Source organism: Streptomyces pristinaespiralis, assembly GCF_001278075.1.
Lineage (GTDB): Bacteria > Actinomycetota > Actinomycetes > Streptomycetales > Streptomycetaceae > Streptomyces > Streptomyces pristinaespiralis.
The window spans coordinates 8370519-8386206 of the sequence record NZ_CP011340.1; the positions used below are offsets into that span (position 1 = coordinate 8370519).

General features: G+C 74.7%; 11 protein-coding genes. 9 read left to right on the forward strand and 2 right to left on the reverse strand.

The window, feature by feature from the left end; genetic code table 11:
* Positions 1–15: 15 nt before the first annotated feature.
* Positions 16–5475, reverse strand: a complete 5460-nt coding sequence (locus SPRI_RS35760) for a type I polyketide synthase (RefSeq protein WP_053556613.1) — start codon at positions 5473–5475, stop codon at positions 16–18.
* 226 nt (positions 5476–5701) lie between these two features.
* On the opposite strand from SPRI_RS35760, the gene SPRI_RS35765 reads away from it, so the two are divergent.
* From SPRI_RS35765 to SPRI_RS35800, 8 genes are all read left to right on the forward strand, one after another.
* Positions 5702–6340, forward strand: a complete 639-nt coding sequence (locus tag SPRI_RS35765) for a 5' nucleotidase, NT5C type (RefSeq protein WP_053556612.1) — start codon at positions 5702–5704, stop codon at positions 6338–6340.
* A 162-nt stretch (positions 6341–6502) separates the two neighbouring features.
* On the forward strand, positions 6503–7105 hold the full coding sequence (locus SPRI_RS35770) for a TetR/AcrR family transcriptional regulator (RefSeq protein WP_053556611.1): 603 nt from the start codon (positions 6503–6505) through the stop codon (positions 7103–7105).
* A 146-nt stretch (positions 7106–7251) separates the two neighbouring features.
* Positions 7252–8946, forward strand: a complete 1695-nt coding sequence (locus SPRI_RS35775) for a phytoene desaturase family protein (RefSeq protein ID WP_053556610.1) — start codon at positions 7252–7254, stop codon at positions 8944–8946.
* Between the two features lie 23 nt (positions 8947–8969).
* Entirely contained in the window at positions 8970–10328 is a 1359-nt protein-coding gene (locus tag SPRI_RS35780) for a cytochrome P450 family protein (protein ID WP_234020478.1), read from the forward strand.
* Positions 10329–10337: 9 nt separating this feature from the next.
* Entirely contained in the window at positions 10338–11171 is an 834-nt protein-coding gene (locus SPRI_RS35785; RefSeq protein ID WP_005321972.1) for an NmrA family NAD(P)-binding protein, read from the forward strand.
* A 124-nt stretch (positions 11172–11295) separates the two neighbouring features.
* On the forward strand, positions 11296–11667 hold the full coding sequence (locus SPRI_RS35790; RefSeq protein WP_005321976.1) for a hypothetical protein: 372 nt from the start codon (positions 11296–11298) through the stop codon (positions 11665–11667).
* A 227-nt stretch (positions 11668–11894) separates the two neighbouring features.
* Positions 11895–12170 carry a hypothetical protein gene (locus tag SPRI_RS35795; protein WP_037775656.1) on the forward strand — a complete coding sequence of 92 codons (276 nt, stop codon included), beginning with the start codon at positions 11895–11897 and terminating at the stop codon, positions 12168–12170.
* A gap of 87 nt (positions 12171–12257) precedes the next feature.
* Entirely contained in the window at positions 12258–12755 is a 498-nt protein-coding gene (locus SPRI_RS35800; RefSeq protein WP_005321979.1) for a GNAT family N-acetyltransferase, read from the forward strand.
* 482 nt (positions 12756–13237) lie between these two features.
* Here the strand turns inward: SPRI_RS35800 and rox are convergent, their stop codons facing one another.
* Positions 13238–14704 (reverse strand): rifampin monooxygenase, encoded by a 1467-nt coding sequence (gene rox, locus SPRI_RS35805; protein ID WP_037775658.1) that lies wholly within the window; start codon positions 14702–14704, stop codon positions 13238–13240.
* A gap of 287 nt (positions 14705–14991) precedes the next feature.
* On the opposite strand from rox, the gene SPRI_RS35810 reads away from it, so the two are divergent.
* A complete protein-coding gene (locus tag SPRI_RS35810) occupies positions 14992–15675 on the forward strand; it encodes a class I SAM-dependent methyltransferase (protein WP_005321981.1) in 684 nt (227 codons plus the stop codon).
* Positions 15676–15688 lie beyond the last annotated feature (13 nt).

Genomic DNA, 15688 nt, shown 5'->3' on the forward strand with positions numbered 1-15688 from the left:
GGCGCGGGGGAGGCGTTACGCGGGGGAGGGGGCCAGCCGGGTCGTGAGGAACGCGGCGACGGCGGCGGCCGTGGGGTGCTTCCACACCAGGGTGGCGGGCAGTTTCAGGCCCAGCCGCCGTTCCAGGCCGCGCCGCAGGACCTGCGTCATCACCGAGTCCAGGCCCAGTTCGGTCAGCGGCCGGTGGACGTCCAGCCGCTCGGCGCTGATGCCGAGTTCGGCCTCGATCTGCCGGCCGACCTCGGCCAGCAGCAGCGCGCCCAGCTCCTCCGTCGTGAGCCCGTCGGCCCGGAACGCGGCCGCGTCGTCGGGCCCGTGGGCCGCCTTGTCGCCCGGCGCGGACAGTTCGCCGAGGACGGGCAGGCCGGTGGCGCCGGTGACCGGCAGGACGGCCACGTACGGCCGCGGACCGCGGTCCAGCGCGTACTCCCAGGCCCGCAACGCGTCGGCCGGCTCGACGGACCCGCTGCCGCGGTCGGCGAGTTCGGCGTCGACGAAGTCGCTGACGGCCATGCCCGCGCCGCGCCACGACGTCCACGCGTAGGCGGTGCTGCCCGCGTCGCCGGCCGCCTGCCGGTGGCGGGCGAGGGCGTCGAGGCAGGCGTTGGCGGCGGCGTAACCGGACTGGCCGGTCAGGCCCAGCTGGTAGCCGACGGAGGAGAACAGCACGAAGAAGTCGGTGCTGCCGGGCGGGAACAGCTCGTGCAGCACCAGCGCCCCGCCCGCCTTGGGTGCGAGCACCCGCTCCAGCGACGCTTCGTCGAGGTCGACGAGCATCCGGTCGTCGAGGACTCCGGCGGCGTGCACCACACCCCGCACGGGCGGCAGGCCGAGCGCGTCGGTGTCCAGTGCCGCGCGGGCCGCCGCGCCGTCGGCGATGTCGACGGCCACGCCCGTCACGCTCACCCCCCGCGCCTCCAGCCGCCGGACCGCCTCGATACGCCGCACGGTGGCCGGGTCGCTCTCCTCGGCCCAACTGCGGCGCGGCGGCAGGGCGGTGCGGCCCGCGAGCAGGATCCGCCGCGCGCCCCGGCCGGCCAGCCAGTCGGCGACCTGTCGGCCCAGCGCGCCGAACCCGCCGGTGATCAGATACGTCCCGTCCGCCCGGCACACGCCCACGCCCGTGTCCCGGCCGTTCGGGCCGTCCTGGCCGTCCGGGTCTGGCACGAGGGGGGTGAGCCGGGCGGCCCGTACGCCGTCCTCGCCGACCCGGTAGACGTCCGCCTCCGGTGCGCAGCGCAGCAGTTCGGCCAGCGGCCCGGCGAGGAGAGCCGGCGGGGTGCCCGTGTCGAGGTCGACGGCGCGGGCGTGCAGTTCCGGGTGCTCGCCCGCCACGATGCGGATCAGGCCGAGCATCGCGCTCTGCGCGACCGCGTCGTCGCCGGCGGCCTCCCAGGCGCCGCGGGTCAGCGCCCACAGCCGCGGCGGGAGGGATCCGCAGCGGTCCAGCAGCAGTTGGGCGGTCGACGCCAGCCGCCAGGCGGAGCGGCGCGCCGCTGCGGCCGGCGGGCCGCTCACGTCGGGCAGGACGACGACCGCGTCGCCCGGGCCGAGTTCGTCGACCAGGCCGCCGAGCGCGTCGGCGTCCTTCGCGTGCAGGCAGCGCAGTCCGGCCCCGCCGAGCGCGCGGGTGACGTCGTCGGCGAGCCCGGCGGGGGCGTCTTCGCCGACCAGCGCGAGGGTCCGCAGCCGGGTACGGGGCTCGGCGGTGAGTGCGGCGGCGGACCAGCCGAGGGTGTGGGTCAGGCGCTGCGGGGGGAGCCCGGGGCTGCTGCCCGCACCGCCGTCGAGGGTGGCGAACACGAGCCCTTCGAGGGTGCCGAGGAGGTGCCCGTCCTCGTCGCGGACGACCGCGTCGGTGGTGTCGGCGCCGGCCGTGGGGGAGGGGCTGATGTGCACGACGACGGCCTCGGGCAGAGCCAGCGGCAGCCGTACCCGCCGCACGGCGGCGGGCATCCGCAGCCGGCCGTCGGCGGGGAACGTGAGGGGGGCGACGGAGAAGACGGCGTCCAGCAGCGAGGCGCGGGCGAGGGCGGGGGAGAGGTCCCCGTCGGCCGCGGGCCGCACCCGGGCACGCAATTGCCCGCGTGAGGAGGCGAGTTCGGTGATCCGCCAGGGGAATCCGACATCGGCGACACCGACCGCGTGCAGCCGCTCGTTCACCGCGCCGGGGTCCAGCTCCACCGCTGCCGACTCCTCCCACCCGTCGTCACCGGCACCCTCCGCGACATCACGGCCCCCGGTGCCGTCGGGGACGAGCCGCGCCGTGGTGTGGGTGCTCCAGCCCGCCTGCGCCGCGCCGTCGGCAGGATCGGCGGTTGCGGCACCGGCGGTGGTGCGGCGCGAGGCGAGACGGATCTCGCTGTCGTCGCGCACCACATGCACCTCCAGCTCGCCGGTGACGGCGACCGGCACCTTCAGCGCCACGTCCTGAAGCGTGTCGGTGCCGCCGGCGGCGAGGAAGGTGTTCAGCAGCACCGCGGCGGGGACGACCTCGACGCCGTGGATGGGGTGCGAGCCGGGGTAGGGACGGCAGTCCTCGTCGAGCCGGGTGCGCCACAGCCGCGGCGACACGGCGCCCGCCCATGTCACCTCCCCGCCCAGCAGGGTGCCCGACCCGGTGTCGTGCTCCTCCGCCACGGGACCCTGGGAGGAGGGGGTGCGCCAGTAGGGCACGTGCTGCCAGGCCCGGCGGGGCAGCGCGGTCAGCGGGCCGTGCGGCACGCCGAGACCGTCGGCGGCGCCATGGCAGTGCAGGGCGCCCAGGTGGGCGAGGAGGGTGGCCCGCTCGGGCCGCTCCCGGCGCAGGGTCGCGGTCACGAGCACGTCGTCGAGACCGGCCGCCTCCAGCGTCTCGCCGACGGAGTGGGTGACCACCGGATGCCCGGACAGCTCGACGAACACCCGGTACCCGTCCTCCGCCAGCGCCCGCACCGCACCCTCCAGGCGGACCGGGTTGCGCAGGTTCGCCGCCCAGTAGGCGCCGTCGCGCACGGCGGTCGACCGCGGGTCCTCCAGCGCCGTCGAATACAGCGGCACCCGCGGCTCACGCACCTCCAACCCGTGGGCCGCCTTGGCGAGTTCCTCGAGCAGCGGGTCCATCTGCGGGCTGTGGAAGGCGACGTCGGAGGCGACCCGCCGCACCATCACGTCCTCGGCCTCCAGACGGGCGCACACCTCCTCGACGGCCTCCGGCGTGCCGGAGACGACGGTGGAGGCGGGGGAGGCGGCGATCGCGGCGACCACGTCGGTACGGTCCCCCAGCAGGCCCTGGACGGCCTCGAACCCGGCGCCCGCCATCGCCATCGCGCCGCGCCCCATGACCCGGCGCAGCAGGACGGAGCGGCGGCAGATCAGCCGGGCGGCGTCCGCCGGGCCGAGCACCCCGGCGCTGACCGCGGCCGCGATCTCGCCGACCGAGTGGCCCACCACGGCGGCCGGCGTCAGGCCCTTGGCGCGCAGCAGGGCGTCCAGCCCGACCTGCACCACGAAGATCATCGGCTGGACGTGGTCGGTCCCGCCCAGCGGCCCCTCGCTCAGCACCCGGCGCGGCGAGATGCCGAGCTCCTCGGCGAAGACCGGCTCCAGCCGGTCGACCGCGTCGGCGAACACCGGCTCGGTGGCCAGCAGTTCGCGGCCCATGCCCTCCCACTGCGAGCCGTGCCCGGAGAACACCCACACCGCACCGTCCCCGCCGCGGGGGAGGACCTGGCCCGCGACCGCGGCCGGCGCGGTGCCGCCCCCGGCGATCACCTCGAGCGCCGCGGCGAGCCCGCCGTGGTCCTCCGCGACGGCAGCGGCCCGGTGCACGGCATGGCTGCGACGGGCCATCAGCGTGTGCGCGACACCGTCCAGGGGCGCGCCGGCGCCCTCGCCCCGCAGCCAGGCGGCGAGCGACGCGGCCTGCGCCCGCACATCGTCCCCGGACGCCCCGGACACCACGAACAGCCCCGGCCCCGCGGCACCGTCAGGCCCCGCGGCCCCCTCCGGCCCTGCGACACCCTCCGGCCCCACGCCGCCGTCCGGGCCCTCGGTGCGCACGGCGCCCGCGTCCACGCCCACCGCCTCCCCGTTCCCGGCCGCGCCGACGGACACCGCGCCGGCCGCGCCGGCCGTCCGCGTACCGGCCGTGGCGCCCCTCCCCGTACCGGCCGTGGCGGTGTCCGCCGCGTCCGGGGCCTGTTCCAGTACGACGTGGCCGACGGTGCCGCCGTAGCCGAAGCCGGACACACCGGCCCGCCGCACCGTGTCCTGCTCGGGCCAGGGCACCGGCTCCGTCGGGACGGCCAGCCCCGAGGCGGCCCAGTCGATGTCGGGGTTGAGCTCATGGACGTTCGCGGTCGGCGGGATCACCCCGTGCTGGAGCGCCAGCACGGCCTTGATCACCCCGGCGACCCCGGCACCCGCCTCCAGGTGGCCGATGTTGGCCTTCACCGACCCGATCAGACACGGTCGATCCGCGGCCCGTCCCACCCCGAACACCCGGGCCAGCGCGCCCACTTCCACCGGATCGCCCACCCGGGTGCCGGTGCCGTGCGCCTCCACGAACGACACCGACAGCGCCTCGACGCCGCCCTGTTCGAGCGCGGCCCGCACCACCCGTTCCTGGGCGGCGCCGCTGGGCGCCATGATCCCGTTCGTGCGGCCGTCCTGCGCCAGCGCGCTGCCGCGGATGACGGCCCGTACCGGGTCGCCGTCGGCGAGCGCGTCAAAGAGCCGTTTGAGGACCACGACCCCCACGCCCTCGCCGCGGCCGTAACCGTCGGCCGCGGCGTCGAACGACTTGGAGCGCCCGTCGCGGGAGGTGGCCCCCGCGGCGTCCAGGACCATCGACAGGCCCGGGGCGGCCACCAGGTGCACCCCGCCGGCCAGCGCGTGCGTGCACTCGCGGGCGCGCAGACTCTGACAGGCCAGGTGCAGCGCGGCGAGAGAGGACGAACAGGCGGTGTCGACGACGAGGCTGGGCCCGCGCAGATCCAGCACGTAGGAGAGGCGGTTGGCGATCGCGCACAGCGACGCGCCGATCCCCGACCAGGCCTCGATCGCGGGCAGGTCCTCGAGCATCTGCCGCCCGTAGTCGTCGGACCCGGCGCCCATGAACACGCCCGCGTCCGAACCGGCCAGGGTGTGCGGGGCGATCCCCGCGTCCTCCAGCGCCTCCCAGCCCGTCTCCAGCGTGAGCCGCTGCTGGGGGTCCATCAGCTCCGCCTCGCGCGGGGTGATCCCGAAGAACGCGGCGTCGAAGCCGGCCGCGTCGGCGAGGAACGCGCCCCGCCGCGGTGCGGCGGCCAGCGCACGTGCCAGGCCCGGCCGGCCCCGGTAGGCGTCCCAGCGTCCCTCGGGCAGATCACCGACGGCCTCACGGCCCTCGGTCAGGAACGTCCAGTACGCGTCGGGGGTGTCGATCCCGCCCGGCAGGCGGCAGCCGATCCCGACGACGGCGATGGCTTCGGCATGTTCGTGCTGCTGCGTCACAGATCTGCCTTTCGGCGTTGGCGAACGGTCCCGGCGTCCACAGGCCAGCAAATCCCGCCGGGAGCAAGCGCGGTGCAAGTCCGCCCCGCCCTCACCCGCCGGCCCGCCGCCGCGGGCACCTTGCGGGGACGTTGCGCGCGGCGGCCCACGATGCCGAACGGGCGGCACCGTCCCCCCGGGGGACCCGGCGGCCGTCTCCACGCGGTACGAGGTCAAGGAGGCAGCCATGACCCGCACACTGGACATCGGTCTCGACATCGACGGGGTGCTCTACCCCTTCGTGGACGTCGTCGCCCGCTACGCCGAGGGCGTCCTGGGGCGCCCGTGCTCGGCGAAGGCCGAGTCGTGGGACTGGTACGTGCACCAGTGGGGCCTGAGCGAGCGGGAGTTCTTCGCGCTGTGCGGGCGGGGGGTGCACGAGAACGTGGTGTTCACCGAGGGCGCCCCGCTGCCCGGCGCGCTCGAAGCGGTCCGCGAACTGGCCCGGGCCGGGCACCGGCTGCACTACGTGACGGCCCGCGCGATCACCGGCGTACCCGCGCCGCTGGCCTGGCGCCGCACGGCGGCGTGGCTGGCCGCCTGGGACTTCCCCGTCGACTCGCTGACCATCGCCGCCGACAAGGCGTGCCGGTTCACCGACGTCTTCCTCGACGACTCGCCCGGCAACTGCGACGCCCTCGTCGACGCCGGCCACCCGCGTCCCGTGCTGTGGTGCCACGGGCCGATCACCGCCCACCGGGCGGAACGGGTCTTCGCCTGGGACGAGTTCCTCGCCCTGGTGGACGCCGAGAGCGCCGCCCCCGCGGTGTGTCCCGCCACCGTCCGTTCCGTCCGGCGCCCCGCCCGCCTCGCCGCGACCGCCTGAACACCGCCCGGCGCACCTGGAGCACCTGGCGCACCCCGCACCCCGCGCCCCAGCCCGGCCCCTCGGACCCCGGGCCCGAGGGGAGTGCCCTGTACGCTGGCAAAGCGCTCCAGGCGCAGTACTCCGCCCGATGTGATGCCGGTGGCGTGACGGAGAAGGAACATGCGACAGAACCCACAACGCCGCACCGCGCTGCTGGACGCGGCCATCGAAGTCCTGGCCCGCGACGGCATGCGCGGCCTGACCCTGCGCGCGGTGGACGCCGAGGCCGGCGTCCCCGTCGGCACCTGCTCCAACTACTTCGCCCACCGCGGCCAGCTGCTCGGCCAGATCATGTCGCGCACCCGGGAGCGCCTGACCCCCGACCCCGCGGAGCTCGCCGACACGCTCACCGCCCCGCGCGACCACCACCTCGTCGCCCGCCTGCTGCGCCAGGTCCACCAACGCATGGACAACGACCGCGCCAGCTACCTGGCGATGCTCGAACTGCGCCTGGAGGGCGCCCGCCGCCCCGAACTGGGCGCCGAGCTCAACAAGGGCCTCGCCGCGGAGCTCGAGACGAACATCCGCTTCCACCTCGACACCGGGCTGCCCGGCGACCGCACCGACGTCGTCCTGCTCTACCTCGCCGTCCACGGCATGATCGTCGACGATCTCACCGTCCCGGCCGTCCTCGACGGCCGTGCCCCCGCCCTCATCGACGAACTCACCACCCGCCTCCTCGCCCGCCCCGCCACCGACGCCCACCCCGCCACCGACGCCTGACCGCCGCCCCGCGGCCGCCCCCAGGGCCGAAGCCGCGCCGGGCACCGGACCCGCCCGACGCCCCGCACGCACCCGCCCCGGGACCGGAGCGCCGCCGTCCGCCCCGCCTTGCACGCCTGTTGCGAGCCGCCCGCTTTGCTCGCAGCATGGCGAAACGCAAAGAGTGGGATGCCGTCGTCGTCGGCTCCGGCATCGGCGGCCTCGTCTGCGCCGCCTACCTCGCGGTGAGCGGACTGCGCGTCCTCGTGCTCGAACAGCACGACGTCGCCGGCGGCAACAGCCATGTCTTCCGGCGCCGCCGCCGCTACGAGTTCGACGTCGGCATCCACTACCTCGGCGACTGCGGACCCGGCGGCCTGCTGCCCTCCGTCTTCGGCGGCCTGGGCCTCGCGGACCGGATCACCTACCTGCCCATGGACCAGGACGGCTTCGACCGCATCGTCGTGCCCGGCCTCACCCTCGACGTGCCCGCGGGCTGGGACGGCTACCGCAAACGCCTCAAGGAGGCGTTACCCGGCGATGCCGCCGGCATCGACACGTTCACCTCGATCTGCTCCGCCGTCGGCGCGGAGGGACGCAGCGCCCTGCTGAGCGAGACGGACCTCACCGACGAGCAGTTCGCCGCCCGCAGCCCCGCCTTCACCGCCTGGGAACAGCGCACCCTGGCCGACCTGTTCGACCACTGCGGCCTCTCCACCCGGGCCCGTACCGTCCTGGCCGCCCACGCGCCCACCTACGGACTGCCGCCCGGCCGGTGCCCGCTGCCCACCCACGCGGCGATCATCGACCACTACCTGCACGGCGCCTACTACCCAAAGGGCGGCGGCCAGATGCTGCCCGCCGGTCTCGTCGAAGTCATCGAGTCGCACGGCGGCGAGGTCCGCACCCGCGCCCGGGTCGAACGCATCCTCGTCACCTCCGGCCGCGCCCGCGGCGTCACCCTGACCGACGGCGAAGTCGTCACCGCACCACTGGTCGTCTCCAACGCCGACTACACCCGCACCGTCCAGAACCTCGTCGGCGAGGAGCACTTCGAGCCCGGCACGGTACGACGCACCCGCGGCTCCACCATGTCGCTTCCCTTCGCCGTCCTGTACGTCGCCCTCGACACCACCCTCCCCGAGCGCCCCAACGCCAACCTGTGGTGGTACCGGCACACCGACATCGACACCGGTTTCCGGCAACTGGCCGAACACCGCATCGACCCGGTGCCGTTCCTGTTCGTGTCCTTCTCCTCCCTCAAGGACCCCGCCGCCCGCAACATCGCCCCCGAAGGACACAGCAACTTCCAGGTGATGACCCTCGTCCCGCCCGACCACGCCTACTGGGGAGCCGACGCCGGGCCCGCCGACGGCGGCCGCTACCGCCGCACCGACCTCTACCGGCGCCGCAAACAGGAACTCACCGACGCGATGCTGAACGCCGCCGAGGAGGCACTCGGCCCCTTCCGCGGCCACATCACCCACCTAGAGGCCGCCACCCCCCTCACCCACGAGCGCTACATCCACTCCCGCGGCGGCACCCCCTACGGCCTGGCCGGCTGGGGAGCGACCGGCGAACGCCCCGACACCACCACCGGCGTCGAGGGACTGCACGTCGTCGGCACCAGCATCCGCTACGGCTCCGGCATCGAAGGCGTCGCCACGGGCGCCATGATGTGCGCCTCCACCATCCTCGGCCGCCGCCTCGTCCCCGAGGTCACCCGCGGCGCCGTCCTCGCCGACCGGTCTCTTCTGCCGCACCGGGGCGAGGACTTCGACCCGCTCGCCGTCTCCCGCGGCAGGGCCCGCCGCCACGCCCGCGGCCTCGCCCGTATCGACACCGCCCGCCGCCCGGCATGAGCCCGAGCCCCGAGGAGCACCCCATGACCCACCCGCCCCTGCCCCTGCCCGCCGCGCCCGGCGCCGCCACCGCCACCGCACCACCCGGCCCCCGGCCGTTCGTCCTGGACCCCGCCGGCCGCGACCTGCACGGCGAGGCCGCCCGCCTGCGCGCCCTCGGCCCGGCCGTCCTCGTCGAACTCCCCGCCGGCATCCGGGCCTGGTCGATCAACACCCACGACCTCCTCAAGACCCTCCTCACCGACGACCGCGTCTCCAAGGACCCGCGCCGCCACTGGCCCGCCTGGCAGCGCGGCGAACACCACGACACCTGGATCCGCACCTGGGTCGGCGTCCACAACATGGACACCGCCTACGGCCCCGAACACCGCCGGCTGCGCAAACTCGTCGCCCCGACCTTCACCGGCCGCCGCACCCGGGCCATGCTGCCCCGCGTCCGCCACGCCGCCGACCGCCTCCTCGACGCCCTGGCGGACACCGCCCCCGGCGACATCGTCGACCTGCGCGCCGCCTACGCCCACCCCCTGCCCATGCAGGTCATCTGCGACCTGTTCGGCGTCCCGGAAACCTCCCGCCCCCGCCTCGCCCGCCTCATGGCCCGCGCCATGGACACCACCCTCACCCCCGACGAGGCCGAACAGACCGTCCACGAGGTCGACGACGCCCTCACCGCCCTCGTCGCCCACCGCCGCAGCCACCCCGGCGACGACCTGACCAGCGCCCTCGTCGCCGCCCGCGACGACGACGGATCACACCTGAGCGAACGCGAACTCCTCGACACCCTCCTGCTGGTCATCGGTGCCGGCAACGAGACCACCGTCAACCTCATCGGCAACGCCGTCCACGCCCTGCTCACCCACCCCGACCAGCTGCGCCTGGTCCTCGACGGCACCGTCTCCTGGCACGACGCCATCGAGGAGACCCTGCGCTGGGCCCCCAGTGTCGCCAACGTCCCCCTGCGCTACGCCGTCGAGGACATCGCGCTGCCCGGCGGCCCCACCATCCGCAAGGGCGAGGCGATCCTCGCCGCCTACGCCGCCGCGGGCCGCGACCCGGACAGACACGGCCCCACCGCCGACCGGTTCGACATCACCCGCCCCGGCAGGGGAGCGGCCGAACACCTCGCCTTCGGACACGGCGTCCACTTCTGCCCCGGCGCCCCGCTCGCCCGCACGGAAGCGGCCGTCGCACTGCCCGCCCTCTTCGACCGTTTCCCCGGGATCCACCTCGCCGCCGCACCCGGCGGACCGGCCCCCACGGAAGGTTTCATCGCCTACGGACACCACACCCTCCCGGTCCGCCTCACCGCACTCCACCCGGCCGCCAGGAATCCTCGGCTCCGACTCGAGGAACCTGGCGCTGCCCGGAACGGCTCGGTTTGACTGGCCCGCATGACACCTGACACACCCACAGCAGCCACCCGTCCGACCCTCGTCACCGGCGGCACCGGCAAGACAGGACGCCGCGTCGCCGAGCGGCTCTCCTTACGCGGCCTGCGGCCCCGTACGGGATCGCGCACCGGCACCCCGCCCTTCGACTGGAACGCCCCCGCCACCTGGGACGCCGCCCTCGACGGCATGGGCTCGGTCTACCTCAGCTACTACCCGGACCTGGCCTTCCCCGGCGCCGCCGACACCGTCGGCGCGTTCTGCCGCACCGCCGTCGCCGCCGGCGTCCGCCGCATCGTCCTGCTCTCCGGCATCGGCGAGGAAGGCGCCCGCGCCGCAGAGGACCGCCTCAAGGCCTCCGGCGCCGAATGGACCGTCGTGCGCTCCAACTGGTTCGACCAGAACTTCTCCGAGTGCTTCTTCCTGCCGCCGGTCCTCGCCGGCGAACTCGCCGTCCCCGCCGCCGACACCGTCGCCCCCTTCGTCGACGCCGACGACGTGGCCGACGTCGCCGTCGCCGCCCTCACCGACCCCGCCCACACCGGCCGCACCTACGAACTGTCCGGCCCCCGGCTGCTCAGCTTCGCCGACATCGCCGACGAACTGTCCAAGGCGACGGGCCGCACCATCACCTACCGCCCCGTCACCGTCGAGGAGTACCGCACCATCCTGAAGGACGCCGGCCAGGACCAGACCTACGCCGACGTCTTCGCCGTCTTCCTCGACGGCCGCAACGCCCACCTCGTCGACGGCGTCCGCCAGGTCCTGCACCGCGAACCGCGCGACTTCACCGACTTCGCCCGCGAGACCGCCGCCACCGGCGTCTGGACCCCCTGACCCGCACCCGCCCCGCCCGGGTGTCCGGGACACGTCCCGGACACCCCGGGCCCTCCCACCGGCCGCGTGCCCCGTGCCACGGTGACCGCCCATCACCGGAAACCACTCGCAGGAGGCAGCCGCCATGCGCCAGCACCGACAGGTCCGCCACCGCACCACCGCGACGATCATGGCCACCGCCGCGGCCCTGACCGCCACCGTCTCCGCCACGACCACGGCCACCGCCGCACCCGCCGACCGCTGCAGCCAGGCCGCCCCCGCCCGCGCCGACAACCCGTACACCACCACCCACACCGCCCTGGACGCCGCACCGCTGCGCATGGGCCCCTACGGCGAGTGCTACCGCCTCCAGACCTACCCGGCGGGCACCCGGATCGAGGTCCGCTGCTTCATCGTCAACGAGTACGGGAACACCTGGTCCTACGTCCCCGGAGCCGGCTGGATCTGGGACGGCCACCTGTCGGGCAACGGCTCGCCCCACCGCTGCATCGTCTGACCGACCCGGACACGCCCCGGCCCACCGGCCCCCGCCCTGCCGCACCGGCCCGCCCGCACGCCGGGCGGGCCGGTGTGTCCGTCACACGACCGCTGATGTGACGAACTGTCATGTGACGAAATGCCATAGGGGACATTCGGGTGGCAATGCTCCCGTACTGCAACTGCCGCCGCCGCAGCGCAGTCCTTGCCACCACAGACACCGCACCACCCCTCAGGGAGGCAGACATGACCGCCTGGCACACCACCACCGGGACCACCACCATCGACCCCTACCGCTTCCCCGGCGCCACGGACGACTACCTGCTGCCCGCGCCCCGGCCCGGCCAGCGCGTCCCCCTCCCGCTCGAGCCGGCCGACCGCCGCCGCCTGGACCTGCACGCCGCCCTGACCACCGCCGGCATCGCCCCGCTGCCCGGCGACCTCGCCGCCATCGACGCGCTCTGCGCCCTCGACGACACCACCCACGCCGCCCTCCAGCGCTGGATCACCCGCAAGCCGTGACCAGGACCGCCCCCACCCCGCACCGGGTGGCCGGGCCGCGTCCCACCCGCCCGCCCGGCCCCGCGCCCGGCCGCGTACCGTTCCCCCATGCCCCGCCTCGAACCCCTGCACGCCGGCCACGCCGACGCCCTGCTCGCCTTCGAACGCGACAACCGGGCCTACTTCGCCGCCCACGTCCCCGACCGCGGCGACGACTACTTCACCCACTTCGCCGCCCGCCTTGCCGCCCTGCTCGCCGAACAGGCCGCGGGAATCTGCCGCTTCCACGTCCTCGTCGACGACGCCGGTGCGATCGTGGGCCGCGTCAACCTCGTCGACCTCGTGGACGGCGGCGCCGAACTCGGCTTCCGTGTCGCCGAGAAGGCCGCCGGAAAGGGCCTCGCCACCACGGCCGTCCAGCAGGTGTGCACGCTCGCGGCCACCGCCTACGGCCTGAACACCCTGCACGCGGCGGCCACCGTCGCCAACACCGGTTCGCGGACCGTCCTGACCCGCAACGGCTTCACGGAAACGGGCACCACCGTCCTCGACGGCCACCCCGCACTGCGCTTCACCCGCCCCCTCACCCCGCCCGCCCCGGCATGACCCACCGCCCGGTCCCGAACGGCCCCGGCTCGACGCCGGGGCCCTCGTCACCGGGGCGCGGGTCGTCCATGGAGCGGCGGATCCGTCCCGGGAAAAGGAAGATCCCGGCTGGACGGGGGGGACCAGCCGGGATCGGTACAGGGTGGGCACGGAGGGCGGTCGCCTCTCGGCGAGGGGCTCCACAGGGCTTCAGCCGAACGATCTTCCCCATGGGCTGCAGGTGAGGCCCGGGGACACTGTCCCCTCCGCGACCACATACATGTGAACGGTAAACCATCCCGGGTTGTTCCCGGCACTCGCCCCACCCGCCCCGCGCGCCCCACCAGCCTCCGAACCCCCTCGCGTCCACCGCACCGTGATGCGGCCCCGACGGACGGTGACCGACCCGGCCCGGGGTGGCGGCGCGGCACCCCAGGGCGGGAGGCCCCGCGCCGGACCCGGCCCGAGACCGGTCCCGCCCGTGCGGGGCCGCGACCGCGCGCTCAGCCGGTGGCGGCGCCGAACCACCGGGGCAGCCGGTCGAGCAGATCCTGCTGATCCTCGCCGACCCACGCCACATGACCGTCCGGCCGCAGCAGCACCGCGGGCACGTCCAGCTCCTCGCCGGCGTCGACGACGTGGTCCACCCGGTCCGCCCAGCCCGCGACCGACAGCAGCCCGGTCCGGTCGAGCAGCAGCCCCCGGCCCTCGCGCATCAGCTCGTACAGGCGCCCCCGCTCCAGCCTCACGTCACGCATCCGCCGGCCGAGCAGGTCGTGCCCCTCGCCGAAGTCGTAGCGGACCCCGACCGCGGTGATCATCCCGGTCACGTACCGGTTCACCTCCTCGAAGTCCATCAGCTTCGCGAACAGCTCCCGCAGCGCGGCCGCACCCGGGTCGGCCCCCAGCAGCGTGATCTGCGCCCGGGTGTTGTCCAGCACCCGCGCGCCCACCGGGTGCCGCTCGGCGTGGTAGCTGTCCAGCAGCCCCTCCGGCGCCCAGCCGGCGACCTCGGCGGCCAGCTTCCAGCCGAGGTTGAACGCGTCCTGGACACCGAGGTTGAGCCCCTGCCCGCCGGTCGGCGGATGGATGTGCGCCGCGTCGCCGGCCAGCAGCACCCGGCCGACCCGGTAACGCTCGGCCTGCCGGGTGGCGTCGCCGAACCGGGACAGCCAGCGCGGCGAGTGCACCCCGAAGTCGGTGCCCGCGAACGCCCGCAGCTGCTTCTTGAACTCCTCGAGGGTCGGCGCGCTAGAACGGTCCTCCGCCACCCCGTCGGCGGGCACGACGACGCGGCACACCCCGTCCTCGCCGGGGGCGACGCCGAACCGCAGCTGGGTCCTGCGGACCTCCTCGACGACGGCGGCGATCGTCGCCGGATCCTCGGTGACCTCCATCTCGCCCAGCAGCGTCTCCACCGTCGCGGGCTCGCCGGGGAAGCCGACGCCGAGCAGCTTGCGCACCGTACTGCGGCCGCCGTCGCACCCGACGAGGTAGCGCGAGCGCAGGTGCGTGCCTCCTGCGCCGGCTACGCCCCCACTGGCGGGGGCACCCCCATTCCCCAGCTCGACGTCCACCCCGTCCTCGTCCTGGCTCAGCCCGACCACCTCGCAGCCGCGCCGGATCTCGGCGCCGAGTTCGACGGCGCGCTCCTCGAGCAGCCGCTCGGTCACCGGCTGCGGGGTGGCGACACCGTACGGATGGGCCGTGTCCAACCCGTCCGGCCACGGCTTCACGATGCCGCCGAAGAGACCACCGACCTGGAACTTCTCACTGACCGCGAGGAACCGGTCCAGCAGGCCGCGCTGGTCCATCATCTCGACGCTGCGCGTGTGCAGGCCCTGCCCGCGGGACTGCCTGGTCGGCTCGGTCAGCTTCTCCAGCACGACGACGTGCACATCGTGCAGCCGCAACTCGCAGGCCAGCATCAATCCGGTCGGCCCGCCGCCGACCACGATCACGTCAATCATCAAGAACGCCCATTCGACGAGACTGGCAACCCATACATGAACAAAGCCCGCCCACCTCGCGAAATAGTCATTTCCGCAGGTTCTGGTCCGGGTTGATCATTCTGCGGCACCCCCCGGGCCTTGCCGCAAGCCCCCCGGGGCGCTATAAGTTGAGAGTGGCAAGGAGCGGGTAACCTCCTTGCCTTTCCCTTTTCCTGGGCGCTCAGAAAGAGACGTCGAAGCAGCCGATGTCGGTGAAGGCCACCTCAAGGCCCTCGGCACGCCGCCCGCCCTCTAGAGTCACGCCGGTGACCGACCTCTCCTACCTCGCCGACGTCCGGGAGTCGTACGACTCCGTCGCCGCCGAATACGCCCGACGGGTCAAGTTCCCGGCCGAGTTGGACCCGCTGTCCCGCGCCATGCTCGCGGCGTTCGCCGAGGCCGTGCGGACGGCCGGCCGCGGGGCCGTCGCGGACATGGGATGCGGTCCCGGCCGGGTGACGGCGCACCTGGCGGAGCTGGGGGTGCCCGCGTTCGGCATCGACCTGTCGCCCGCGATGGTCGGACTGGCCCGGCAGGCGTACCCGGAGCTGCGTTTCACCGTCGGGTCGATGACCGCGCCGGCGATCGGCGACGACGAACTCGGCGGCATCCTCGCCTACTACTCCGTCCACCACACGCCACCGGAACTGCTGCAGGTCGTGTTCGGCGAATTCCGCCGCACGCTGGCACCCGGGGGCCTCCTGATGATGGCCGGCCCGGTGGGATCCGGTGAGCATCTGCGTCCGACACAGGCGTACGGCGGCCGCCCGGTGTCCTACGGGTCCTACCTGACGCCGCCGGACCGGCTCGCCGAACTGCTGGAGGCGGCCGGCCTCGTGGTCACCGCACGCCTGCTGCAGGCGCCCGACGAAGGAACGAAGAGAACCATCGCCACCTTCCTCGCCCAAAAGCCCGAGCTCCCGAACGCCGGGGGCACGACCGCCTGTTGACGCGGACGGACGA